Genomic DNA, 23,991 nt, shown 5'->3' with positions numbered 1-23,991 from the left:
TTTCTTAAAATGTTTTTGCTAAAAAAGTGCTTTAATAGTGAAAATCTTTAGGCGTATATGTCAGGTAATCATCAAGCACTTTCATCTGTTGTTTATGGCCCAGATCCACCAGTTTCCGGTAGCTTTTTGGTCTGTGGAGAGGGAATATTTTTTGGGTAAGGGCATTTGCACTTCTTATTATTGAAGGGAAAACATTCGGCAGGGGAACTTTAGGAATATGAAGTCTTTCGTTAATATCTTCGTCCAGTAAATACCAGTTACAGCAGATGTGCAGATAGCGCAGATTCTTACGCTGGAAATCATATCTGAGAATGGTAGATTCCAGATTTTCATCCAAAAGCGCTTTCGCCAGATAGGCCGAATCTTTATCGCCGGCACCCTGAGTAGCTGTCCAAAGATAAAAGCGCTCCACAGCATCTTTCTTGTCATCCGGCATATAATCCGCCGGAATGCCCAACAGGTACCCAATATATTTCCAGAGATGGAAAACACCCTTTTCCTCGTCGTCGCTTATGGTGATGCCCAACTTTCTTAAACCCTGCATAAATACAAGACTGAAGCCTGTATAGGTAGCCACCATATCCCACATATTAATCGGCGTGCCCCAGTTTTCATAATCCCAGTCGTCACTTTTCTGGCGGATCTTCAGCCGTGCATAAGCGTGCAGCAGCCGTGTTCTTACAATGAGTCTGTATGCCTCCGAATTTGTTTGCATCGCATTTTCCCGCGTTACATTAACCCAAAATTCCAGGGTGTCCTTTAAGCGTTTTACTGCACCGCGTTTCAGTGCACCCGTAAATACCAAAGGTTTGTTGAGGAAAGCGAAATCGTACCCGCCCATAAGCGTGAAATCCCGTAAGATGATAAGCCCGTTGGTTCCCGTGCGCATACAGAACCGTGCGCCGGCATTCGCCAAATCCGCGTTAAACCATTCCGGAACTTCCTGCATCTGTAGAAACAGCTGCTTAAGGTTAGCCGGTGCTTCCTCAGCCGGAGAAACCGGTGATGCTGAATATTTTTCCACCAGCGCCGAGGCTTCGTGATAGGGCAGCTTAAGATAGGTTTCCTGCACCGCGGCGTCTCCAAGGGAATCCACTTCATGGTAGAGATGGGCGTATTGATTAAATTGGTTCATATCGGGCGTTGCGCGGGACCAGTCCAGGAGGTCTTTCCCGTTGCCTTCTTCCCAGAAAGTTTTGAAATGCGGTGCGCTGTAAAATCGAGGTCGTGCCTTCATTTTGAAGATGTTCTGTGAGTTTGCGTTCAAAATAGAATCAGAGCAGCAATCTCTGCGCCACCAAAGTTACGGATTACCTGCCGTGTTTCTCATTATTGCGTCAGAACGGCGGTCTGCGTGAAGTGATGTTTCCTGTGCAATAGATTATCTTTGCTGAAATATATATTCTATGTCTTTTGAATCTTTGGGCTTATCGCACAACATCATAAAATCAGTCAGAAAGTTGGGTTTTCTAAAACCCTTCCTCATACAGGAACAAACGGTTCCTGTTATTTTGTCGGGTAAAGACCTCATGGGAATCGCACAGACAGGTTCCGGAAAAACGGCTTGTTTTGTCATGCCTATTTTGGATAAGTTACAGAATGAAGAGGTAAAGAAAGACCGCAATATTCAGGTGCTGGTATTGGCTCCAACGCGTGAGCTGGTGATTCAGATTGATGAGGTTTTCAGAGCGTTTACTGATAATTTAAAGCGGGAAATCAGAACAATGGCAGTTTATGGCGGTGTTTCCATCAATCCACAAATGAAAGGGATGTTTGGGGTGGAAGTTTTGGTGGCAACTCCGGGACGACTGCTGGACCTGATTGATAACAAAGCTTTAAGCATTTCACAAATTTCCCATTTGGTCATTGATGAAGCCGACAAGATGTTCCAACTGGGCTTTGAAGAAGAAATGAACAGACTTTTTTCAATGATGCCTGCCACAAAGCAAACGGTGCTGTTTTCAGCAACATTGAACGATAAGGTTGAAGAAATTAAAAGCCGTTTAACAATTGATCCGGTAGTGGTTGAAATTAAACAGAACGAAGTTGACCTCGATAAAATTACCCAGATTGCGTACCATGTGACTGCGGAAACTAAGGGTCCTTTTTTAAGGTATCTGATCAAGGAACAGGATATTAAACAGGCCTTGGTCTTCGCGTCATCTTCAAGGTCTGCCGATCATCTTGCAGAAAAACTCAAGAAGAATAATATTCCGGCTACGGCAGTTCACGGGAAAAAATCCCAGGGCTCAAGGTCGGGAAATCTCCAGGATTTTAAGGAGGGTGAAACCCGGATTTTGGTGGCAACCGATCTTATTGGACGTGGGATTCACATTGAATCACTGGAGGTCGTTATCAATTACGAATTGCCGCGGTCGCCGCTGGATTATGTTCACCGGATTGGCAGGACGGGACGTGCAAACGAGTCGGGAACTGCCATAACGCTGGTGACGGATGACGATCTTCCGCATTTCCGTGTGATCCAGAAAAAGATGGGGAAAAGAATTGAAATGAAACGCACAGACGGTATCAACCTGCACGGTTACTGATTGGTGATTCTCTCAGCATACTTTTATTTCACTAAAATGCAAAATAAACCGCCCCAATGGAGCGGTTTATTTCTTATTTATAGTCTCGTACTTACAAAGAAGCTGAGTGTGCAAGCATATCTACCAGTTTGTTGGAGTAGCCCATTTCGTTGTCATACCAGGAAACTACTTTCACGAAGTTTGGAGAAAGCATGATTCCGGCATCCTTGTCGAATACAGAGGTTCTCTTTTCGCCTACGAAATCCTGAGATACCACTGCATCTTCAGTATAACCTAGGATTCCTTTGAGTTCACCTTCAGAAGCTTTTTTCATTGCTGCACAGATCTCTTCGTAAGAAGTAGCTTTTTCCAGTCTCACTGTAAGGTCAACTACGGAAACGTCGGCCGTTGGTACACGGAAGGACATACCTGTAAGTTTACCGTTCAGTTCAGGAATTACTTTTCCTACGGCTTTTGCAGCACCTGTAGAGGATGGGATAATGTTGTTAAGTGCAGAACGTCCGCCTCTCCAGTCTTTAACAGAAGGTCCGTCTACAGTTTTCTGCGTTGCAGTGGTAGCATGAACAGTTGTCATAAGACCTTCAACAATACCGAAGTTGTCATGCATTACTTTCGCAAGTGGCGCAAGACAGTTGGTAGTACAGGAAGCATTGGAGAAGATTTTAATATCATCTGTAAGGTCCATGTGGTTTACACCCATTACGAACATCGGCGTGTCGTCTTTAGATGGAGCGGAAAGGATTACTTTCTTTGCACCCGCATTGATGTGAGCCTGTGCAGAGTCTTTGCTAAGGAACAAACCTGTAGATTCAACGATATATTCAGCACCGATTTCATTCCACTTCAGGTTGTTAGGGTCTTTTTCAGCAGTTACTCGGATTTTTTTACCGTTTACGATAAGGTCATTTCCTTCTGTGGAAACGTCACCTTTAAACTCGCCGTGTACAGAATCATACTTCAGCATATACGCCATATACTCAGCATCGATAAGGTCATTGATCCCTACAACTTCGATGTTGTCTCTTTCGGTCATTGCTCTGAAGACCAGACGGCCAATTCTACCGAATCCGTTGATTCCTACTTTGATTGTTGACATAATTTATTAGATTTATAATTAATGATTTTTCATTGATTTCCACCTAGGAACCTTTCTCACTAAAGTGCCAGGATTTCTGATATCTTAAGCAGGTCCTTGTTAATGGTATTGTGTTTTTTAATAGCTTCTTCAATTGGGGTGAAGACCAGTTTGTTGGATCTCATGCCGGCCATTACATTGTTACGTCCTTCCATAAGTCCTGTTACTGCACCATAGCCCAGGCGGCTGGCCAGCACACGGTCGGCGCAGCTTGGTGATCCGCCGCGCTGTATATGACCCAAAACGGCAATACGGATATCATAATTGGGGTATTTTTTTTTGGTCTGCTCGGACAGGTCGTAAACATTTCCAAGTTTTTCACCTTCGGCCACTACAACCACACTCGAGTTCTTACCGCGTTTGGCAGCTTTGTCAAAAGTGTCGAAAAGTTCCTCCATACTGTCTTTCTGCTCAGGAATCAGGATGTCTACCGCACCGGTTGCAATACCGGAATTCAGGGCGATAAAACCGGCGTCGCGTCCCATAACCTCAACGAAGAATATCCTGTTGTGTGAGGTAGCGGTGTCGCGAATCTTATCTATAGCATCCATCGCTGTGTTGAGAGCGGTGTCGTAACCTATGGTCGTATCGGTGCCAAAAATATCATTATCTATAGTTCCCGGTACGCCAATTGTCTGTATGCCGAATTCTTCGTTAAAGATTTTCGCTCCTGTAAAGGTTCCGTCGCCGCCTATGCATACCAAAGCATCGATGCCGTTGCTTTGGCACTGTTCAAAAGCTTTTTTCCTGCCTTCCTCAGTCCTGAAGTCTTCGGATCTGGCTGATCTCAGTATGGTGCCGCCGAGGTTGATGATATTGCTCACAGATCGCGGACCCATTTTGGTGATGTTTCCGTCGATAAGTCCGTTAAAACCTTCGCGGATTCCATAGCATTCCAATCCGAAATAGTTGGAGGTCCGCACGACTGCACGAATGGCTGCGTTCATTCCCGGGGCATCGCCACCGGAGGTTAGAACTGCTATTTTCTTTATTTTATAGTCTGTCATAAATACAGTCGTTACGAACGGCAAATTTACGAAATTTATGGCAAAGAACCAGCCGCCCTTTCAGATATGCTACTAATCTCATTTTCATAGGTAATCGCCGAAGTTTTCATAGATAAACCAACTTCGAGATTAGAAAATCTGGTATGAAAAAATCTCCGGCTACTGGCAGGCAAAAAAAGACAGCTTCCGTAAGAAAGCTGTCTGAAATATTTTAAAGCCTGAAGTCTTAGTTTGCCAGAACTTCTTTTACCTTGTTTGCTGCTTCTTCCAAAGTGATTGCAGAATGTACGGGTAATCCGGAATTGTCAATCAGCTGTTTTGCTTCTACAGCGTTGGTTCCCTGCAGTCTTACGATCAACGGAACCGGAAGGCTGCCCATTGCTTTGTAAGCATCTACAACACCCTGTGCTACACGGTCACAACGTACGATACCTCCAAAGATGTTGATAAGGATCGCTTTTACGTTTGGATCTTTAAGTATGATTCCGAAAGCTTTCTGTACTCTTTCAGCATCAGCTGTACCACCAACGTCCAGGAAGTTCGCAGGATTACCTCCGGACAGTTTAATGATGTCCATGGTAGCCATTGCAAGACCGGCACCGTTTACCATACAGGCAACATCGCCGTCAAGTTTTACAAAGTTAAGTCCGGCATCGCCAGCTTCAACATCTGTTGGATCTTCCTCACGTGTATCTCTAAGTGCTTCCAGGTCTTTGTGACGGAAAAGTCCGTTACCGTCCAGGGTTACTTTAGCATCAACAGCAATGATTTTATCGTCAGATGTCTTAAGAACAGGGTTGATTTCGAAAAGTGAAGCATCAATACCTACATAGGCGTTGTACAGGCTGGTGATGAACTTCGTGAATTCTTTGAATGCGTTGCCGCTAAGTCCAAGGTTGAAGGCAATCTTACGTGCCTGAAAACCCTGAAGACCCAATGCAGGATCAATCACTTCTTTATGGATAAGGTGTGGAGTTACCTCGGCTACATGCTCGATGTCCATACCACCTTCTGTGGAATATACTACCGTGTTTTTCCCTAATGCTCTGTCCAGAAGGATAGAAACGTAAAATTCTTTAGTTTCAGATGCTCCAGGATAATATACATCTTCAGCTACAAGTACGAAATTCACTTTCTTACCTTCTGCGGAAGTTTGTGGAGTAACCAACTGCATACCAATAATGCTCTGTGCGTTTTCCTTCAGTTTTTCAACGTTTGGAGAGAATTTTACACCGCCGCCTTTACCACGGCCACCTGCGTGAACCTGCGCTTTTACCACCCAACCTTCGGCACCTCCGGTCATTTCTTTTAATTTGTTGGCTGCATCTACTGCCTCCTCTACATTATTGGCGATAAAACCGCGCTGAATGTTAACGCCGTATTTTGCTAAAATCTCTTTGGACTGATACTCGTGAAGATTCATAGTATTGAATTAAATTTATTATTTTTTTAAGGATTTACAAATTTAAGAAAAAAGCACTAAGTAGAAAGCCTTAAAACGCTAAGTTTTTTATACAGCGAAACTTCATTTGGTAATTGCTTTTAAGTTCGCAATAAATTCTGCAGCAGTTTAGTAATCTTTGGGCGCCAATTCCGGCTTTCACTACTCGCTTTTTTGCGCCTCCGCTCGGGCCGGAGCTAACAAAAAGAGCTCAGACAGGCCGTTCAATCCGGGGCGCGGGGCCTTATTCATGTCGTTGCGTCATCAGTACAACCTGCCCACATCCTTACATATCTCCAGGTACTCATCGGGAATTTTGGAGCGGAAGCCCTGCTCATAATATTCATCACTATGCGGAATGTAAATGCTGTACCTCTTGCCTAATGGAATGAGCGGGATGAAAAATAACTCTATATACAGTTTATAAACGGTAATAATGGCCTTTACATCAAAGCCATTCTTGCGGACATTGCGTGTTTCCTTGCCTACCGGTTTCCTGTTCAGTCCGAAGATGAAAAACATGCTGGTTCAGTTTAAATTTGTAAAATTTTCCAAAGTAAACAGAAACTTGGTAAGGTCAAGTGGTTTCGCTAATGTGATATTAGCTCCTGCTGATGTTGCTTCGGCAATAGATTGACCCGAACCTGTCATATAAATTACTGCGGCATGCCTGCCATATGGACTTTGGCGAATATATTCTATGGCACTTATCACTCCCATAGGAGGAATTTGTCTGGCTATCAATATTGCATTCGGTTGGAATTCTGCCAATAAATCCGGCAGATTGTGAGTAGTAGTCCGGGTCTTGCATTGATATCCTTCATCCTTTAAAATCGATTCCAATACTTTGGATACATGTATTTTCGGTTCAAGAATCAGAATGCGTTTTTTATACATGTTAAAAGGCAGTCAATAATCATTCCGTGCACTCATGAACAATTTACACCCGGTTTTTCAGAAAATAATAGATCAGCATTGCCCAGGATATAATCATCATCAAACCTCCAATTGGGGTTATGGGTCCCAGGAATTTAAAATTCATATTCCAGGCCTCACTCATGCTGAGCAGATAAATACTGAATGAGAATATAAAGGTACCTGCAATCATCAGGATCGAGATCCATTTTTCAGAGGGGCTTTCAAATTTCAGGATATACCCAACGATCAGCAGGAACAGGGCAGAGTACATCTGATACCGTACGCCCGTTTCAAAGCTAGTAAGTTTTTCTGCAGAAATAATCTTCTTCAGTGCGTGCGCGCCAAAAGCTCCTAAAATTACCGACAGCAGTCCATAAACCGCACCTATAACCAATGTAAATGTCTTCATATTATATTTCTCCTTTTTGATACATGATAATTAGTTTTCCCGCCAGTGTGATTGCGCCCAGGGCGATAAGTAACCACGAAAACTTTTTTGTTGACGCAAATCCCGGGTCTTTTGTTGCTTTCAGAAACACACCGAACGCCAGCAGAAGTCCGGCCAGAATAATTCCGAACATTATTGCGCTCTTAAACTGTTAAACTGAGAGATTACCTCGTGATGGGTTACCGTCTTATCTTTAAAGTAAGTCACGAAATGATTTTTTTCCTCTTCTGTGGCTCCAAGTTGGTTCAGGATATTCAGTAAGTGCATCTTCATGTGGCCTTTCTGGATCCCAGTCGTAACCAGTGAACGTATGGCGGCAAAATTTTGCGCCAGTCCGGATACGGCCAAAATGCTCATCAATTCCTGTGCTGAAGGTTTCCCAAGCAGCGCCAGCGAGAATTTAACGAGCGGGTGAAGGTTGGTAAGTCCACCTACCACACCTACCGAAATGGGTAGGTCTATCCAAAAGCGGAACACGCCGCCGTCAATGGTACAGTGTGTAAGGCTGGTGTATTTTCCGTCTTTTGCTGCATAGGCATGCGCGCAGGCTTCGGTAGCGCGGAAGTCATTTCCGGTGGCAATAACCACAGCATCTACACCATTCATGATACCTTTGTTATGAGTAGTCGCGCGGAAAGGTTCTATTTCAGCAATCGTTACGGCGCGTTTGAATTTAGTTGCGAATTCTTCATTGGAAATTCCGCTGTCGTCTTTCAGGTCTTCGATTTTACAGGAAACCTCGGCTCTTACAATACAGTCCGGCGTGAAGTTGGAAAGGATATTCATCACAATCTGCAGCGAGTCTTTTTCTTCCGGGGTAAAGGTTTCATCTTTTGCCACTTCTTCCGTCAGTGTCTTACCGAACTGCTCAAGACAGGAATTGATGAAATTGGCTCCCATGGAATCCACGGTATCGAAACTTGCTTTTAACTGGAAATAGTTTTCCAGATCCGCAGTCTTGTCTATGAGTCGGATATTCAGAATGCCTCCCCCGCGGTTACGCATATTCTTCGTAATCTCTTCAGTAGCCTCAAAAAGTCTTTTCTTGAGTTTGAAATTGAAGAAATGCTGCAGTTTGTGAGGTTCAACATTAATTATGAAATGGGTATGACCCAGTTTTTTCGTGTTGATAATCGTGGTTTTAAAACCTCCCTTGTCAATCCAGAATTTCGCGGCTTTGGAGGCTGCGGCTACTACTGAACTTTCTTCAACCGCCATAGGAAGTGCCAGCAGTTTACCGTCTATAAGAAAATTGGGTGCAATACCATAAGGCATATAAAAGTTGGAGATGGTGTTCTCCGAGAACTCTTCATGAAGTTTCTGCAAAATAGCGTCTCCATTCCAGTACTGCTGAAGAATCTGCTCGTAACTGCGGTCATCACTAAGGTATTCTTTAATAAGCCAGTCTATTTTGCGCTGCTTTGAAAGTTTGGAAAAACCCTCCACCGGTTGCTGATTCATGTAAAATGATTTGAGATCCAAAGATATGGATTTTGCAGCTATCAATCGGGGGAGGGTTCAGAAAAAGGCAGCTATTCCTTACCTTAATATTTATAGATTTTACTGGAAAAATACCATAATGACGGCCAGGATAAAACCGATTCCGGCATATATCGCTCCGCGCCGGAAGGCTTTGGATTTAAAGTTGAACATCCAGAACGAGGAAATCACAAAAAAGAAAAGTACCAGTCCAAAAACCGTATTAAGCGAGGCGTACCTGTGCTTGGAGGTGGATTTGTGCAGTTCATTAAACTTCTCCAGCACATAGGGCAGCTGCATCTTGGAATATTTAGCTTCGCCGGTACTTACATTGTATGTGCCGTCTTTAAACTTCCTTATTGCGCCTTCCTCAGCTTCAAATTCAACAGCACGGACCTTGATTTCTTTAGCCAGTTCTTTTTCGGTTAAATTCGGCTTTAGTACTACCTCGTACTTATTCTCCTTCTTCAGGAAATTGGTATCCCGGTAAATGAGCAACACACCACTTATAGCATACACTGCCATAATGCCAGCGGTGAAGTAACCCAGATAGCGGTGCAGGATGCGCATGGTGGACTTTATATTGCCCGATTTTTTTTTCTTTTCCATAGTAAATGTTTTAATGCTGAACGAACAGGTGCAGTAATTGTTAGAGTTTGTAGGTAAGGGTCAGGTAATAATTGCGCGGTGTAATAGGGTTTACCGAGTAATTCTCATGGTAATTATACTCTACAGCGTCAAACAGGTTTCCTACTTTTCCCATCAGTGAGAACTTTTGCCAGTCATAGCCAAAACTTAGTGATGCAGTCACATAATCGCCCACTTCCAGCATACGGGAGGCGCCGTTCCGGCTGTCCAGTAATTCCTTGGTGTCATTCCAGCCCGCAATACGGTCTCCCACAAAGTAAACGCCGCCGCCAATTTTCAGTCCCTTCATATATTTGTCAAAAGTGTAAAATACTGATGCGTTGGCCGTTGTGGCAGGTGTGCGGACCAACCGCTGGTTCTCAACATAACCGAAGGTCTCGGGAGTATCCAGATAAACAGAATGGTTATAGGATGCCCCGGCAATGATGGACAGGTTCGGAAGCGGGTTTCCGGTGATGTCCAGTTCTACGCCCCGGCTGCGCATCTTACCCGCGAAATCCTTAACTGTTGAGTCGGAATTGGGACTTCCATCTGCTGTGAATTCAGCTGTTTGGTAGAAGTTACGGTTATCTATCTGATAAACCGTCAGGTTGAGTGCTACGGCATTGTTCCAGAAATTCTTCTTCATGCCGACTTCAAACTGATCTATAATTGACGGTTTCAGCGCTTTATCATATATGTCGAAGCCGGTATTGGCTACAAAAGAGTTGGTGTAAGTTGCAAATGCAGATAGATTGTCATTCGGCATATAAACTATACCTCCTTTTGGCGAAAATGCTCGGTCTACATTAAGTCCGTTCGGGGTGTCTGTATTTGCCAGATAGTCTCTTTTCGTGCTCTCGCTTTCTATATAGGACCATCTTAATCCTGCCAGAACTTTAAACTGATCATTCAAACTGATGAAATCCTGTGCGTAAATTCCAAATCTCTGCGTCGGGATGCGCGTTCTGTCTTTTTTCTCTGCAAGTGGCATGCTGCCGCCGGCCCAGGTAGAGGGGTCGTCCAGGTAAAGTAAACCGTTACCGCCATTACTTCCATAGATGTAACTTGTTCCGTAGTTTTTGCCGTTTTCCGGATTACGGAAAGTGTAGGCATCGGCAATGCCGTAATCTCCGTCAGTGCCGATCAGGATTTTATGGTTCACTTTGCCGGTGTTCAGTTCACCGTTCAGGTTAATTTGGAGTGAAGAATAGTTTTGCTCGTTATAAGTCTTGTTCAGTGGCCTGCTCCATTTCAGACGGTCGGCATTGTCGTAAGACCAGGTAACACGTTCTGTAGAAAAGAAATCTTTTGTATAGTTCTGGAAGGAGGCCACAGTATTAAGAGTCCAGAAATCACTGAACTGGTGGTTAAATGTAATGCCCGCAGTAGCCTGCTGCACGTTTTGGTACTGCCAGTCTGTTCCCAGAAAGGCGTTGCGTGACAGGAAGGTGTTCAGCGAGTATGATTTGTCTTTGTTGTCAATGGCGCCAATTCCGAAATCTGGTGTAAGGTCATGCTTCAGGTAATCGGCTTCAACAATAATCTGCGATTTTTCGCCAATATTAAAAAGTAATGAAGGGTTGAAATAATATTTCTGAGACTCTACTACATCACGGAAACTCTCGGCAGTTTCAAAGGTGCCGTTCACCCGGAAGGCCACATTTTTACTCAGTGGACCGTAAAAATCTACAGTTGGTTTGTAGGTGTTCCAGCTGCCGGCGTTCAGGCCAATGCTGCCACCAAAATTGAAACGTGGTTTTTTTGTGATCAGGTTTACAACTCCACCGGCGGCCACATTTCCGTAGAGCATAGCGTTTCCGCCTTTCAGTACTTCCACACGCTCCAGACCTGAAACTTCGGGAAAAACGCCGCTGTTTACACGGGCGCCGTTCTTGAAAATATTATCGTTTCCGAAATTGAATCCCCGGCCACCAAAACTGTCCTGCGAATTACCGCGGGAAGAGGTAATATAAAGGCCGTTTACATTCTGAAGAACATCGCTTAACTGTTTTGCCTGCTGCTGCTCTATGATTTCATGGGTTACGATAGCAATAGGTTGCGGATTTTCCATTACCGTCAGGTTAGACTTGGTGGTAAGTGTTCGCGCATTATTGGGATTGCCGGTTTTATGAAGGTTAATATCCTCTATTTGCTGAACCCGCAAAGTGTCGGAATGTTCTACAAATTTCATCTGTGCATACGCCGGAAGGGTCAGAGTCAACAGCCCGATACAAACCAGTTTCTTTTTCATTTCAAGTCTTTATTTAGAATCAATTAAAATAACGATTGCAAATGTAATAAAGCAACTTGTAATGACCAAGCTTATTTTTAATTATTCTAAATAGTTTTAGAAGAAAAACTATAAAGACCTTTTACTGAGAATGTTGCTGCTTAACTGAGATTTGTCATGTAAGGAATGAGAGCATGTTGACGGCGATATTTAAACAATATCAAACTAAATAACAATTAGATCTCCTGCAGTTCCAGCCACCGCAGTTCCAATTCACCGAGTTTTGCGGATAATGACTCCAGCTCATCGGAAAGTTTTGAGATGATGGCATAGTCTGTTTCAGTGGTAAGTTGCTGCATTATTTCTGCACGTTTTTCCTCAAGCAAAGGCAGCTCCTTATCAATGGTTTCCAGTTCGCGCTGCTCCTTATAGGACAGTTTCCTCTGTGCGCTCGTGGATTTCGGTACCGCCTGTGCAATCTCCGCAGTCTTAGCCAGAGCAACAGGTTGTTCCAGGGCTTTCCTATTCTCCTGACTCTTCATTTCCCGGTATTCTGTGAAATTGCCTACAAAATTCCGGATTTTCCCCTCACCTTCGAATGCCAAAACATGATCTACAACGCGGTCAATAAAATAACGGTCGTGCGATACAATGATAAGGCTGCCCTGAAACTGCTGCAGAAAATTCTCCAGTACGGTCAAAGTAGGAAGGTCAAGATCGTTGGTAGGCTCATCAAAAATCAGGAAATTCGGGTTTTGGTAAAGGACGTACATGAGGTGCAACCTCCTTTTCTCCCCGCCCGACAGTTTGGAAATTGGACTGTACTGTGTTTGATCGTCAAACAGGAACAGGCGCAGAAACTGCGAGGCCGAAATCGTACGGCCGTTAGCCAGCGGAAAATTCTCCGAAATCTCCCTTATGAAATCAATTACGCGTTCCTCCTCTTTATATTTAAGTCCTTTTTGGGAAAAGTAACCGAATTTGATAGTTTCTCCGGTTTCTATACTTCCGCTGTCGTACGGTTCAAGACCCTGAATAATATTCAGCAATGTAGATTTGCCGGCGCCGTTCTTCCCTACAATCCCGACTTTTTCGCCGCGCTGGAACTGATAAGAAAAATCTTTTAACAGAACGTTATCACCATAACTTTTACTGATATCATGAAGTTCCAGGATTTTGTTGCCGAGCCTTTTCATCTCGAAATCCAGCTCCAGTTTCTCCTTTCGGGTGTCCGTTTTGGCCACTTTCTCAGTTTCGTAAAAATCATCAATCCGCGATTTGGATTTTGTAGTTCTGGCTTTGGGCTGGCGGCGCATCCACTCCAGTTCCTTTCGGTACAGATTGTTAGCCTTGTCTATAGTCGCATTCAGATTGTCTTCGCGAATCATCTTGTTTTCCAGGTAAGTAGCATAGCTGCCGTTATGCACATAAAGGTTCTGATCCTCCATTTCCCAGATCAGATCGCACACTGCATCCAGAAAGTAACGGTCGTGGGTTACGAGCAACAGTGTGATTTTTGCCTTAGACAGATAATTTTCCAGCCACTCCACCATCTCTACGTCCAGGTGGTTGGTAGGTTCATCCATGATGAGCAAGATGTGGCGGTGCTCTGCGCGGGTTTCGGTCAGTAGTTTTGCCAGAGCTACACGTTTTATCTGTCCACCAGAAAGGGTGCCCATTTTTGCTTCCAGATCGGTGATCTTTAGCTGGGAGAGTATCTGTTTCATCTCATTTTCAAGATCCCAGGCTTTGTGAAGTTCCATTTCAGCCAGTGCTTTCTCCATATCGTCCGGCTTCTCGGTATGCAAAGCGTGATGGTAATTCTTCACCGCAACAATAGGTGCCGAATCCAGGGTCATCATAAACTCTTCTACTGTAAGTGCTGAGTCAAATTCAATTTCCTGATCGAACAGGACCACCTGAATATCTTTGTTGATGACTACCGTGCCCGAATCCGCGATCTCTTTACCCATCAGGATTTTCAGCAGCGTCGATTTTCCGCTGCCGTTCTTGGCCACAATGGCAATTTTGTCCCCTTCATTAACGTTGAAGGAGATGTTTTTAAAAAGAACTTTGAGACCATAAGATTTTGTAAGATCTTCGGCAGTAACGTAATTCATCAGACATTTATTTGCCTGCGAAAATACGTAATTTCAGGGGAGCGGCATAGGTAGTGGCTAACTTTAAAAGTTTCAGTAGGTTAGCACCGACCTTTCAAAGTCGCAGAATTTTGGACAGTACGGATTAGAATTTATTGAATTCCGGATCATGAATAACCGGCCGGTATTTACTTCAGTACCGTTATTCATACCGTTTATTAACAGCATTTGGGAGGTGGGGTCGGGAAATTTGTCCTGGCCAAAATACAGTCTTGCACGCTGAAAACCCTGTGCAGTCATGGCCGCCTGTATTTCTGCTATTGCGTCCTTTGTAAGATCGAAGTAGCCACCAAATTTAGATTTGGCACCCCTCTCCCCATATTCCATTTCACTGCGATGAAAGCTGAAGTAATTTCGGGCTGTTTCAGTGGAAATTTGTGAAGGAGCAGGAGGGACTGGTGGAGAAGTTGCCACCGGATGCATAAAGTAAGTGATGGCAGTGCCTGCCAGAAAGGCAGCAACAGTACTAACTAAGTTTTTCGGACTTTTCATAATCTGTGTGTTTGGGTTGTTAATTTATTATCCTGGGTTTGTTCACCGCTCATGTGATATGTTCACTTTTTTTAATGTAATACAGCTCTTTCATATTCGCAATATTTAGGACAGTCTGTGGCCAGGTTTATGGCGTTGCGGATAATAAAAAGCTTCCCGTTATCTTCTTCTACGCCTGTGTTAGAGAGTCCATTCAGGAGAAAAGTCTGTTGGCTCGGGCTTGGATATCTGTCCTGGCTAAAGTACACCCGAACATTATCAAACTTTTTAGCATCCATTGCATCCATTATATCTTTAGCTGCTGCTGTATTAAGGTCAAAATAGCCGCTAAAGATGAATTCTGCATCTTTCAAATTCTGGTACCCCATTTCGTTGCGGTGATTATCATAGAGAATTTTTGCCTCCTTTTTATCAATTTCTTTTGCGCTGATCAGGTCGGATTTGGTTTTTATTTTATATAGTAAGAAAGTTAGTGCGGCACCCAGTAAAAACGCAACAAGTACGGGCATAATCAATTCGGAATTTTCCATGATTTGTGTGTTTTGATTAATAATAAAGTATAAAATTAACAAATAATTCACTTGGGCTTTAATTATTACAGAAAATATTTCTAAATTTATTAAAATAATCACACGTTATGGACACTCGATTCCCGGATAAGAGCTGTTGGTTGTTATTAAGTTTATTTTTATTTCTCATCCCGTCCTGTAAAAAACAGACGATAAACCTTAATGACCAAAGGAGGGTGAAGGTGGCACGTTTGCTCAGTGATGCACAAAGACATCAGGATACCCTGATGAATCCAAAAGCTGCGGACAGTCTGAGCGACGAAATCATAAAAATATCAATGTTTTCAGACGATCCCCAACTGATTGCTGTTGCAACTACAGCTGCTTTGAAATACAGACTTCCTGCGAACATGAACTCTGCCCAGGCCAAGGAGTGTTTTGTTCAGGCGGTTATAAATGCTGAGAAATTGAAAAGCTCTGAGGCCGTAGATGAAGCATATTTTGCCTACTGTGAGTATCTGATCCGGGAAAACCAACCGCAGGATGCACTCAATTACCTTAACATGATTTCCGAAAATAGCCCTGACCAGTCAAAACAGGAGGCAGGTGAGATCAGGAAATTAATTATCCACAGCAAGATTAACCAGATTCAAAACCGACCGGCCGACCAGCTCGAAAATCTTATTGATGCAGATTATCTTGCTGCCGATCTTGAAAATGACTCTATAAAATATGAAACATTGAGCTATCTGTCCGATTTTTATCTGCTGAATAAAAAGCATGAAAAAGCCCTGGAATATCTTGCGGAACTTAAGAAATCTGTAGAATCGGCTGTTCCTGTTGATTCTGTGCGCTGGTATTATACAGAATCGGCCAGGCTGGTGATCCTGAACCGGTATATTGATCACAAAGTGATTCCTGAAATGTTGAAGAAGATTGATGACTTTGGCAGAAGGAAGAATATACCGCGACTGCGTTTTCAGGCGCAAAGTGCTCTCAGAACCTACTTCATTGATCATAACCAATTCCAAAAAATGGATGATTGGTATAAGAAACACCCTCAGGAACTGAAATACCTGAAAAAGCAAAACCTTTCCTATTATCACCGCGTTAGAGCATACATCGCCGAAAACAGAAAGCAGGTAGATTCGGCACGTCATTACTTTGAACTCTCTGCTGCTGCCAACGATGACGGTAATCCTTACTTTTACTATATCTATTATTTGCGAAAGGGTGAATTTGAAAAAAGGCAGGGTCAGGATGACGCCGCACTGACCAATTTTGAGGAAGCTTTTCAATACAGCCTTCAGAGCAATAATTACTATGACCAGATAAAGGTAGGTGAGAAGATTGCGGCGCTATTCCGGGAGAGGGGAGACGCTGGAAAGGAATTGGAATACGCCAACCTTACCAATACTGCTAAAAACAGCTTAATTAAATTCTTAAGCGATGAAAATGTGCAGAGTGCAGAACTGAACAATATTCTGGCCCAAAAAGAACTTGAGAGGCAAAAAATCCAGGAAAAAAAGGACAGGCAGCACAACCTGCAGTATTTAATCATCACCTGTTTTATCATCCTGATAATCATGTCACTGGTGGTGATCTCCTTTTACCGGGTTCCAGTTTGGTGGATCAAGTCAATGGGTTATGTGTCTTTTATAATGTTCTTTGAGTTTATTGTGCTGCTTATAGACGGGTGGCTGCACCATCTTACCCATGGAAGCCCGGTTCTGATTTTGCTGGGGAAAGTGGTAATTATTTCCGGGCTTTTCCCCCTTCATCACTGGATTGAAAAGACGGTAGTCAACATGTTGCTGAAAAAGAAAGACCTGACCTGGTTCTGGCATCAGTTCCTGAGAATCATACACATTAAAAAGGGCACTACTGGCACAGCTGTTCCTTTTGATAAATGAAGAATCAGTCCAGCGTAAGCCTTTTAAGTGACCACAAACTTCCGTTGTAAACGTCAACATCAACTTTGGAGTTGATGCCGTACACGATTCCGTTTTCTGTAAACTGCCAGAAATCCCAATGTCCGGTAGGTGTGGGTTGCGGAACATCATTATAGTTGGCCAGCCAAAGTGGATAGTCCTCAAACTCTCCATCCAGGAAATCTTTGTAGTAATGGTAGTAGGTGTAAATGATGGGTTTTTCGCCATAGGCTTCCTCCACAATTCTGCACCAGATTTTAAGGTCTTCGATCAGTTTCGCGTTGGTCTTACGCCGTGGTATCCGTTCAATATCCAGGACAGGCGGCAGGTCACCGGACTCCAGTTTTACATTTTCCAGGAAATTATTGGCCTGACGTACAGGATCTTCATCGGCGCGGTAAAAGTGATAGGCACCACGAATGAGGTTATGCTTTTTGGCCATCAGCCAGTACTCATCAAAATGTTTATCGGTACTGCGGTTTCCCATTGTGGCCCGAAGCACTGCAAACCGGATCGGAATAGCTCTGTTGCCTATACTTAAGCTGTCCCAGGTAATATCTTCCGGCCGCTGGTAATGGGAGATGTCTATGCCGAAGGTTTTGTCGGCATAATCGCCTACAATCCTGTTGATCCGCTGTTCCTCAAACTCAGTATTGCTAAGTTTCTTGTGCTTAAACGGCCGGAAGTACATGGCGTAATAAAAAGAGATCTTTTCCTTCAGATAAATGCCTGTGCCCAGAAGTGTGCACGCAAGAATGACTAGTAAAACCGTCCGGCGCAGTATTACTTTGCTGCGGCGGTTTTTGTGGATTTGTTTTCGGACTTTTCCTTTGGCTTTCTTATTTGGCATTGGACTGCAAAAGTATATTTATGATGCTGAAAAAACGAATTTTATTTATTCTGATTTGTATATGGTATAATGTTCGTTCCGTTAAAAATGATGCGCACAGAATCCGTCATACATTTAATAGTATGGGGAACAAGCAGTACAAAATATTAACAGGTAACTTTATACTATGGAAACAAGGGAGAAAATTGTAATCGTCGGCGGTGGGTTTGCAGGCCTTCAGCTTGCCAGGTCGCTTAACAATAAGAACAAAAAAGTGTTTATGATTGATAAGGTAAATCATCATATGTTTCAGCCGCTTTTCTATCAGGTAGCATGCGGACGGATTGAGCCCAGTAATATTTCGTTTCCGTTCCGGAAGATTTTCCAGCGTTCAAGGAATATCCAGTACCGGATGACCGAGGTGCAGCGCATCGTACCGGAACAGAATAAGATCATTACCGAAGATTCCGAATTTACGTACGATAAACTGGTGATCGCCACAGGCTGCAAGACCAATTTTTTTGGAAATGCCGAGATGGAGAAACTAGCCTTCGGCATGAAGAATACGCAGGAAGCCATCGCCATTCGTAACCATGTACTTCTCACCTTCGAAAAACTGATTATCGAAAGAAAACGCAGTGACGACGGTAACTGGAATATTGTGATAGTAGGCAGTGGGCCTACAGGTGTAGAATTAGCCGGTGCCTTTTCCGAAATGAAACGTGAGATCCTGCCGCGCGACTATCCTCACATGAATTTTGACAATCTGAATATCATTTTGGTGAGCTCTACGGAAACCCCTTTGTCTAATATGAGTGATGAATCCCAGAAAATGTCAGAAAAGTACCTTCATGAGTTGGGCGTCATTTTTATGAAAGGCGAGATTGTAACAGCATATGACGGAGACCGTGTGTTGCTGGCCAACGGTAAAGAGATACCCGCTAACAACGTAATCTGGGCGGCCGGTGTTACGGGCAATATTATAGATGGATTAAGCGAGAACCAGATTTTGCGCAACCGGTATACTGTAGACCGATATAATAGGGTGAAGGGGACAGAAAATATTTTTGCCATTGGCGATATCGCCCATATGGAAACTCCAAAATATCCGCAGGGACACCCCCAGGTGGCTAATGTGGCTATTAATCAGGGAAAAAACCTGGCTCGCAACCTACTTAAGAAAAATGAATCGGATTGGGTAGAGTACGAGTATGTTGATCAAGGAAGTATGGCTACGATAGGTAAGCACCGTGCGGTAGTGGATCTGCCCAGATTCAAATTTCAGGGTTTCCTGGCTTGGTACTTCTGGATGTTCCTGCACCTGATGCTTATTCTTTCGGTACGGAATAAACTGGCAATTTTCTTTAACTGGATGTGGAGTTATGTGAATAAAGATTCATCTTTGCGCCTTATAATCGTTCCAAACAAAAAAAATATCACTGAACAATGAGAATTGACATCATAAGTGTGCTGCCCGAACTTATGGAAAGCCCCTTTCAGACTTCAATCCTGAAAAGAGCACTGCAGAAAGGACTCGCCGAGGTACACTTTCATCAGCTGCGTAACTGGAGTGTGGGCAAACACCGCAAAGTGGATGATGAACCTTATGGCGGCGGTGCCGGTATGGTAATGTTGGTGGAGCCTCTGGACCTTTGTATTTCTGAGCTGAAGGCCCAGCGTGACTATGATGAGGTAATTTATCTGACCCCCGATGGTGAGACCCTGAACCAGAGAATGGCAAATTCGCTCTCAATAAAAAAGAACCTCATTTTTTTATGCGGCCATTATAAAGGAATAGACCAGCGTGTCCGCGACCTTCATATTACAAAAGAAATTTCAATAGGCGATTATGTACTTACCGGAGGCGAACTTGCTGCCTGTGTACTCGCCGATTCTGTAATCCGGCTTCTGCCGGGAGTGCTCAATGATGAACAGAGCGCGCTAACTGACACTTTCCAGGATAACCTGCTTTCGCCACCAATTTATACAAGACCTGAAGAATATAAAGGTTTGAAAGTGCCTGAAATTCTGCTGAGCGGTCATTTTGGTAAAATTGAAGAATGGCGCCATGATGAGGCCTTGCGGATTACCCAGGAAAGACGTCCGGATTTACTTCAGGATTAATTATGTTTAAAACACTATAATGAAGCGCTTATCTCCTTCCATTTACTCTTTCCCGTTTAGGTGTGTTTTATTGTTCATACTTCTCTTTTTCGGTTGGAGTTATGCCCAGAAACCCATGCAGGATATTAAATCTGAATTTACTGCAGAGGTCCTCAGCCAGAAAATAATAGCGCTGGACGGAAAAAAACAGTCTATAGCACAGGTGCTGGAAGCGCACCGGGGCAAGGTGATCCTGATAGACTTCTGGGCCAGCTGGTGCCGCGACTGTATACTTGCTTTGCCTAAGACAAATGACCTGAAAGCAGCAAATCCGGATTTGGTAGTGCTCTATTTCTCACTGGACCGCACGCACGACCAGTGGAAGCGGGGCCTGCATAAGTACAGTATTGCAGGCGGGAATAATTTTTGGTTTGATGAAGGCTGGAAGAATAAATTCAACGACTATATTGAGCTTAACTGGGTGCCGAGATTTATAGTAGTAGACCAAAACGGTAAGATAGCGGACTATTATGCCATCTCTCCGGACGATCCTGAGCTGCTTGCTACAGTGAAAAGCCTCACACAAAAATAAAGGGCCCACAAATCATCATCTAAAAGGGGCACTTAAGAAATCATTGAGCGGTTTTACAGAACTGAAGATCCCGGCGAATTTTGCAACAGCGTCCTTATCCAGTATTTCGGTGTCTTTCAATTGGTATACAGCGATATAGCTTTTAAGTTTCAGAAACTCCGCCATGGGGTCGTCTTTTTCAAAACCTGGCGGAACACGTACCAATTTGTCTTCCTGAGAAAGTCCGCTGAAATATTTACTGAATTCCATGCCGTTAATGACAGCCTCAAACTCATCCCTGTTTATGGAAATTTCCATACGGATTTCTCTAAGAACACCACTTTCCGGCTGGTACACGCCGCCGGCCAAAAAAGATTTGCCGGGTTCAATATGAAGATAGTAGCCAGCAATCTCCGCACCCTTACCCATGCCCAGACCGGCACCGAAGTTTATTTTATAAGGCGTTTTGTCTTTGGAGAAACGGGTATCACGGTAAATCCGGAACAGTGACTTTTTTGCGTCCAGCTTCAGGATGGCTTCATCAAAGCCCGAGATCTCCTGTATAAGGTCATCTACAAATTCCACCATATTTTCCTGTGCTGCCAGATATCGTTCTTTATTTTGTGTAAACCAATCCCTGTTGTTATTTTGATTTAGGTCTTTTAAGAATAATAATGTGTCCGGTGATATTACAGAAGCCATAAATAATAATTTACATAAAAGTATACAAAAAGAATTTATCTATAAACTTCCTGTGCTTTACATCTTTAACACTTATTTAATAAAAGCATCTATTTTTTATCAAAAATAAAATAAGTATCTTTGCCGGAGAATTATAGACGATCTTTTACATGAATTTATTTACGGAGACCAACTTAAGTCCTGAATTATTGAAGGCGGTTGGCGAACTGGGCTTTGTGAGCCCAACAGAAATCCAAAAACAGACTATTCCTTTTATCTCTACAGATATACGCGATCTCATCGCACTTGCGCAGACAGGAACAGGCAAAACAGCAGCGTTTTCGCTTCCGATTTTGGATATGATTGACGACGGGAGTCGCAAAATCCAATTTTTGGTGCTTTGTCCTACCAGAGAACTTTGTTTGCAGATTACCAAAGACATTAAAAACTATTCGAAATACATGAACGACATCAAGACCACTGCGGTTTATGGTGGGTCAAGTATTTCCGACCAAATCCGCTCCCTGCGGGATAAACCACAGATTATTGTGGGTACTCCGGGGCGTGTGATCGATTTGATTAACCGCAAGGCCCTGGATTTCTCAGAAATTCAATGGTTGGTGCTGGATGAGGCAGATGAAATGCTTTCTATGGGTTTCAAGGACGATCTGGAAACCATATTAAGAGAAACTCCTGAAACAAAACATACTTATCTTTTCTCGGCTACGATGAACAAGGATGTTGAAAGGATTTCTAAAAGCTATTTAACAGAACCGCACCGTATTTCTGTTGGTTCGATTAATGAAGTTAAGAAAAATATTAAGCATGAATTTTATGTGGTAGGCTACCGTCATAAAAAAGAGGCTTTGAAAAGGCTTATTGATGCGAATCCAAATCAGTATTCCATTCTTTTCTGCCGTACCCGTATGGAAACACAGGAAGTTGCAGATTTCCTGATGCAGAACGGTTATGCCGCAGATGCCTTGCATGGTGATCTGAGTCAGGCACAGCGGGATACGGTGATGAAGAAATTCAGACTGAAAAATATTGATATATTGGTTGCTACCGATGTAGCTGCGCGTGGACTTGATGTTAATTCCCTGACTCACGTTATTCATTATTCCCTGCCGGATGACCCGGAGGTTTTCGTACACCGTAGCGGTAGAACAGGAAGAGCAGGTAAGGATGGTATTTCAATGTCCCTTATAAAGCCTGAGGAATCCAGAAAGCTGAAACAGATCAAGATGTCTACTAAGATTGACATTGTTGAAAAGAAAATCCCAACTGGTGATGCGATCATTAAGGCGCAGGTTGGTGGTGTCTTCGAAAAACTTTTTACCGAACACGAAGAGTTTTTCACTTTTGATGACGCTCTAATCCCAGACCTTTCTGAATTCAGCAAAGAAGAGCTTGTTCATAAACTTCTGCAGTTGCAGCTTCGGGATCTTGCGATGTTCTATAAGGACAAAAACGACCTTGCAGACCAGAAGTTCAACAGCGACGACCGTGGCGATAGCCGCAGAGACCGTGGCCGTGACCGTGACCGTGATGGCAGAGGTGAAGGCAGAAGAGGTGACCGCGACCGTGGTAACGACCGCAGAGACAGCTTCCGTGACGGAGGCCGCGATGGTGGCAGAGACGGAGGCAGAGACGGAGGCCGTGAATTTGTTAGCCGTGACAGGAAGCCCAAGAGAACTAACGGCGACATGGTAAGGTTTTTCTTTAACCTTGGCAAAAGAGATCAACTGAAAAAGATGGACATGCTTGAAATCCTGAACAAGGCTACAGCTAAGTCCAAAAAACGTCCCGACATCGGAGAAATCGAAATCATGGAGAAGTTTTCCTTCTTCGAGGTTGAGAAATCCTTCAAGGATGAGGTTGTAAAAGGCCTTAAAACTCAGAAATTCAAAGGAAAAGAAATGAGAGCTGAAGAGGCGAACTAATCTTGATCCAGGTACATATTTTAAGCACGGGCAACCGTGCTTTTTTTTGTGCCATTCTTTCATCCCAGCTACCGGTGTTAATTGCCGGTTAACTTAATATTAAATTAACATTGTTAACATACGAAGTTTAGTAACTTTGCCGCTGAATCTGACCTATGAAACAATCACTTTCTTTTCTTATTATAATGTGTATCTGCGCTTCAGGTTTTGCGCAGACCAATCCTCGGGAGCATATTTCGTCCTTTAATATGACTTCATTTACCTACAAACACGATAAGAACTGGCAGGCTTATATTGAACTGCAGACACGTGGAATTGAGGATTTTGTAAAGGTTGATTATTATGAAGTAAAAGGAGGAGTGGGTTACAATATCGGAGATCATCAGCCCTTTGTTGGTATCGGTACCTACGGAACCTACAAAAACAGCGAGTTTTTCCAGCGCGAAACCCGGCTGTGGCTTCAGTACACTTACTCGCACAAGCTGAACCGCCTGAAACTGGACCATCGGTTACGTGCAGAGAAAAGACTCTATTATTTTCCGAAGACTGATACGGAGGATAACACAGAACGTTACCGCTACAGACTCTCGGCCTCTTTACCTATAAACAAAGAAAAACTGGAGGCCAATACCTTCTTTCTGAATGCTTTCAACGAAATATTCGTTGGGCCGGAGGAACCCAGCTTCAAAAGGAACAGGTTTCTTGGTGGTGTGGGCTATGTTTTCAGCCGTAACGTAAGTTCCAACCTTGGTTATATGTGGCAGCGGGAGTTCACTGCAGATAACACCCGTAACCTTCACTTCCTTTATTTTGCACTTAACTTCACTCTGGACCGCATGAAGGATGTACCGCAGTCTTACCCGGTGGCCGACTAGTATATGTGAACAAAACTTAATATAAAACATAAATAGCGTTAGTCCGATTATCCGGATATTT

The 23,991-nt window shown here is 43.5% G+C and carries 23 protein-coding genes; 7 read left to right on the top strand and 16 right to left on the bottom strand.

Annotated elements, in window-relative coordinates; genetic code table 11:
* Nucleotides 1–31: 31 nt before the first annotated feature.
* Nucleotides 32–1,237 (bottom strand): oxygenase MpaB family protein, encoded by a 1,206-nt coding sequence (locus H1R16_RS05295; RefSeq protein WP_181887766.1) that lies wholly within the window; start codon nt 1,235–1,237, stop codon nt 32–34.
* A 169-nt stretch (nt 1,238–1,406) separates the two neighbouring features.
* Here H1R16_RS05295 and H1R16_RS05290 point away from each other — a divergent pair, with 169 nt between their 5' ends.
* Nucleotides 1,407–2,549 carry a DEAD/DEAH box helicase gene (locus tag H1R16_RS05290; protein ID WP_181887765.1) on the top strand — a complete coding sequence of 381 codons (1,143 nt, stop codon included), beginning with the start codon at nt 1,407–1,409 and terminating at the stop codon, nt 2,547–2,549.
* Nucleotides 2,550–2,640: 91 nt separating this feature from the next.
* On the opposite strand, the gene gap is transcribed toward H1R16_RS05290, so the two are convergent.
* The 13 genes from gap to H1R16_RS05225 form a co-directional block, all read right to left on the bottom strand.
* Nucleotides 2,641–3,645: a type I glyceraldehyde-3-phosphate dehydrogenase gene (gap, locus tag H1R16_RS05285; RefSeq protein WP_181887764.1), complete on the bottom strand. Its 1,005-nt coding sequence runs from the start codon at nt 3,643–3,645 to the stop codon at nt 2,641–2,643.
* Between the two features lie 59 nt (nt 3,646–3,704).
* Nucleotides 3,705–4,691 (bottom strand): 6-phosphofructokinase, encoded by a 987-nt coding sequence (gene pfkA, locus H1R16_RS05280; RefSeq protein WP_181887763.1) that lies wholly within the window; start codon nt 4,689–4,691, stop codon nt 3,705–3,707.
* A gap of 226 nt (nt 4,692–4,917) precedes the next feature.
* Complete coding sequence (gene sucC / locus H1R16_RS05275) at nt 4,918–6,114, bottom strand: ADP-forming succinate--CoA ligase subunit beta (protein ID WP_181887762.1); 1,197 nt, start codon at nt 6,112–6,114, stop codon at nt 4,918–4,920.
* 282 nt (nt 6,115–6,396) lie between these two features.
* The gene (locus H1R16_RS05270; protein WP_181887761.1) at nt 6,397–6,654 is read right to left on the bottom strand and encodes a hypothetical protein; all 258 of its coding nucleotides are present in this window, start codon (nt 6,652–6,654) and stop codon (nt 6,397–6,399) included.
* A 6-nt stretch (nt 6,655–6,660) separates the two neighbouring features.
* A complete protein-coding gene (locus H1R16_RS05265) occupies nt 6,661–7,029 on the bottom strand; it encodes a response regulator (protein WP_181887760.1) in 369 nt (122 codons plus the stop codon).
* A 43-nt stretch (nt 7,030–7,072) separates the two neighbouring features.
* Nucleotides 7,073–7,459 carry a DUF423 domain-containing protein gene (locus H1R16_RS05260; protein ID WP_181887759.1) on the bottom strand — a complete coding sequence of 129 codons (387 nt, stop codon included), beginning with the start codon at nt 7,457–7,459 and terminating at the stop codon, nt 7,073–7,075.
* A 1-nt stretch (nt 7,460) separates the two neighbouring features.
* Complete coding sequence (locus H1R16_RS05255; protein WP_181887758.1) at nt 7,461–7,631, bottom strand: hypothetical protein; 171 nt, start codon at nt 7,629–7,631, stop codon at nt 7,461–7,463.
* Nucleotides 7,631–8,980, bottom strand: coding sequence for a hydroxymethylglutaryl-CoA reductase, degradative (locus tag H1R16_RS05250; protein ID WP_259370317.1), 1,350 nt, complete (start codon nt 8,978–8,980; stop codon nt 7,631–7,633). The genes H1R16_RS05255 and H1R16_RS05250 overlap by 1 nt, the downstream gene beginning before the upstream one ends.
* 78 nt (nt 8,981–9,058) lie before the next feature.
* On the bottom strand, nt 9,059–9,586 hold the full coding sequence (locus tag H1R16_RS05245) for a hypothetical protein (protein WP_181887756.1): 528 nt from the start codon (nt 9,584–9,586) through the stop codon (nt 9,059–9,061).
* A 40-nt stretch (nt 9,587–9,626) separates the two neighbouring features.
* The gene (locus tag H1R16_RS05240) at nt 9,627–11,858 is read right to left on the bottom strand and encodes a TonB-dependent siderophore receptor (protein WP_181887755.1); all 2,232 of its coding nucleotides are present in this window, start codon (nt 11,856–11,858) and stop codon (nt 9,627–9,629) included.
* A 215-nt stretch (nt 11,859–12,073) separates the two neighbouring features.
* Nucleotides 12,074–13,957 carry an ABC-F family ATP-binding cassette domain-containing protein gene (locus H1R16_RS05235; protein WP_181887754.1) on the bottom strand — a complete coding sequence of 628 codons (1,884 nt, stop codon included), beginning with the start codon at nt 13,955–13,957 and terminating at the stop codon, nt 12,074–12,076.
* A 72-nt stretch (nt 13,958–14,029) separates the two neighbouring features.
* Entirely contained in the window at nt 14,030–14,488 is a 459-nt protein-coding gene (locus H1R16_RS05230; protein ID WP_181887753.1) for a hypothetical protein, read from the bottom strand.
* A gap of 71 nt (nt 14,489–14,559) precedes the next feature.
* Nucleotides 14,560–15,018: a hypothetical protein gene (locus H1R16_RS05225; RefSeq protein WP_181887752.1), complete on the bottom strand. Its 459-nt coding sequence runs from the start codon at nt 15,016–15,018 to the stop codon at nt 14,560–14,562.
* Nucleotides 15,019–15,125: 107 nt separating this feature from the next.
* Between H1R16_RS05225 and H1R16_RS05220 the strand changes: the two genes are divergently transcribed.
* Nucleotides 15,126–16,910, top strand: a complete 1,785-nt coding sequence (locus H1R16_RS05220; RefSeq protein WP_181887751.1) for a hypothetical protein — start codon at nt 15,126–15,128, stop codon at nt 16,908–16,910.
* A gap of 4 nt (nt 16,911–16,914) precedes the next feature.
* On the opposite strand, the gene H1R16_RS05215 is transcribed toward H1R16_RS05220, so the two are convergent.
* Complete coding sequence (locus H1R16_RS05215; protein ID WP_181887750.1) at nt 16,915–17,778, bottom strand: glycoside hydrolase family 25 protein; 864 nt, start codon at nt 17,776–17,778, stop codon at nt 16,915–16,917.
* A gap of 166 nt (nt 17,779–17,944) precedes the next feature.
* On the opposite strand from H1R16_RS05215, the gene H1R16_RS05210 reads away from it, so the two are divergent.
* Genes H1R16_RS05210 through H1R16_RS05200 form a run of 3 tightly spaced genes read left to right on the top strand, consistent with a single transcriptional unit; the run spans nt 17,945 to nt 20,452 of the window.
* The gene (locus tag H1R16_RS05210) at nt 17,945–19,207 is read left to right on the top strand and encodes an NAD(P)/FAD-dependent oxidoreductase (RefSeq protein ID WP_181887749.1); all 1,263 of its coding nucleotides are present in this window, start codon (nt 17,945–17,947) and stop codon (nt 19,205–19,207) included.
* Complete coding sequence (gene trmD / locus H1R16_RS05205) at nt 19,204–19,881, top strand: tRNA (guanosine(37)-N1)-methyltransferase TrmD (protein ID WP_181887748.1); 678 nt, start codon at nt 19,204–19,206, stop codon at nt 19,879–19,881. Before H1R16_RS05210 ends, trmD begins: the two co-directional genes overlap by 4 nt.
* 19 nt (nt 19,882–19,900) lie before the next feature.
* Nucleotides 19,901–20,452 carry a TlpA family protein disulfide reductase gene (locus tag H1R16_RS05200; RefSeq protein ID WP_181887747.1) on the top strand — a complete coding sequence of 184 codons (552 nt, stop codon included), beginning with the start codon at nt 19,901–19,903 and terminating at the stop codon, nt 20,450–20,452.
* A 15-nt stretch (nt 20,453–20,467) separates the two neighbouring features.
* Here H1R16_RS05200 and H1R16_RS05195 read toward each other — a convergent pair whose 3' ends face one another.
* The gene (locus H1R16_RS05195; protein WP_181887746.1) at nt 20,468–21,133 is read right to left on the bottom strand and encodes a DUF2461 domain-containing protein; all 666 of its coding nucleotides are present in this window, start codon (nt 21,131–21,133) and stop codon (nt 20,468–20,470) included.
* Between the two features lie 149 nt (nt 21,134–21,282).
* Between H1R16_RS05195 and H1R16_RS05190 the strand changes: the two genes are divergently transcribed.
* Nucleotides 21,283–23,055, top strand: a complete 1,773-nt coding sequence (locus tag H1R16_RS05190; protein WP_181887745.1) for a DEAD/DEAH box helicase — start codon at nt 21,283–21,285, stop codon at nt 23,053–23,055.
* 155 nt (nt 23,056–23,210) lie between these two features.
* The gene (locus H1R16_RS05185; protein ID WP_181887744.1) at nt 23,211–23,930 is read left to right on the top strand and encodes a DUF2490 domain-containing protein; all 720 of its coding nucleotides are present in this window, start codon (nt 23,211–23,213) and stop codon (nt 23,928–23,930) included.
* The last annotated feature ends 61 nt before the right edge of the window (nt 23,931–23,991 follow it).

The organism is Marnyiella aurantia, assembly GCF_014041915.1.
GTDB classification, from domain to species: Bacteria; Bacteroidota; Bacteroidia; order Flavobacteriales; family Weeksellaceae; genus Marnyiella; species Marnyiella aurantia.
The sequence above is the reverse complement of the archived record's forward strand: the minus strand, read 5'-3'. Positions and strand labels throughout refer to the sequence as shown.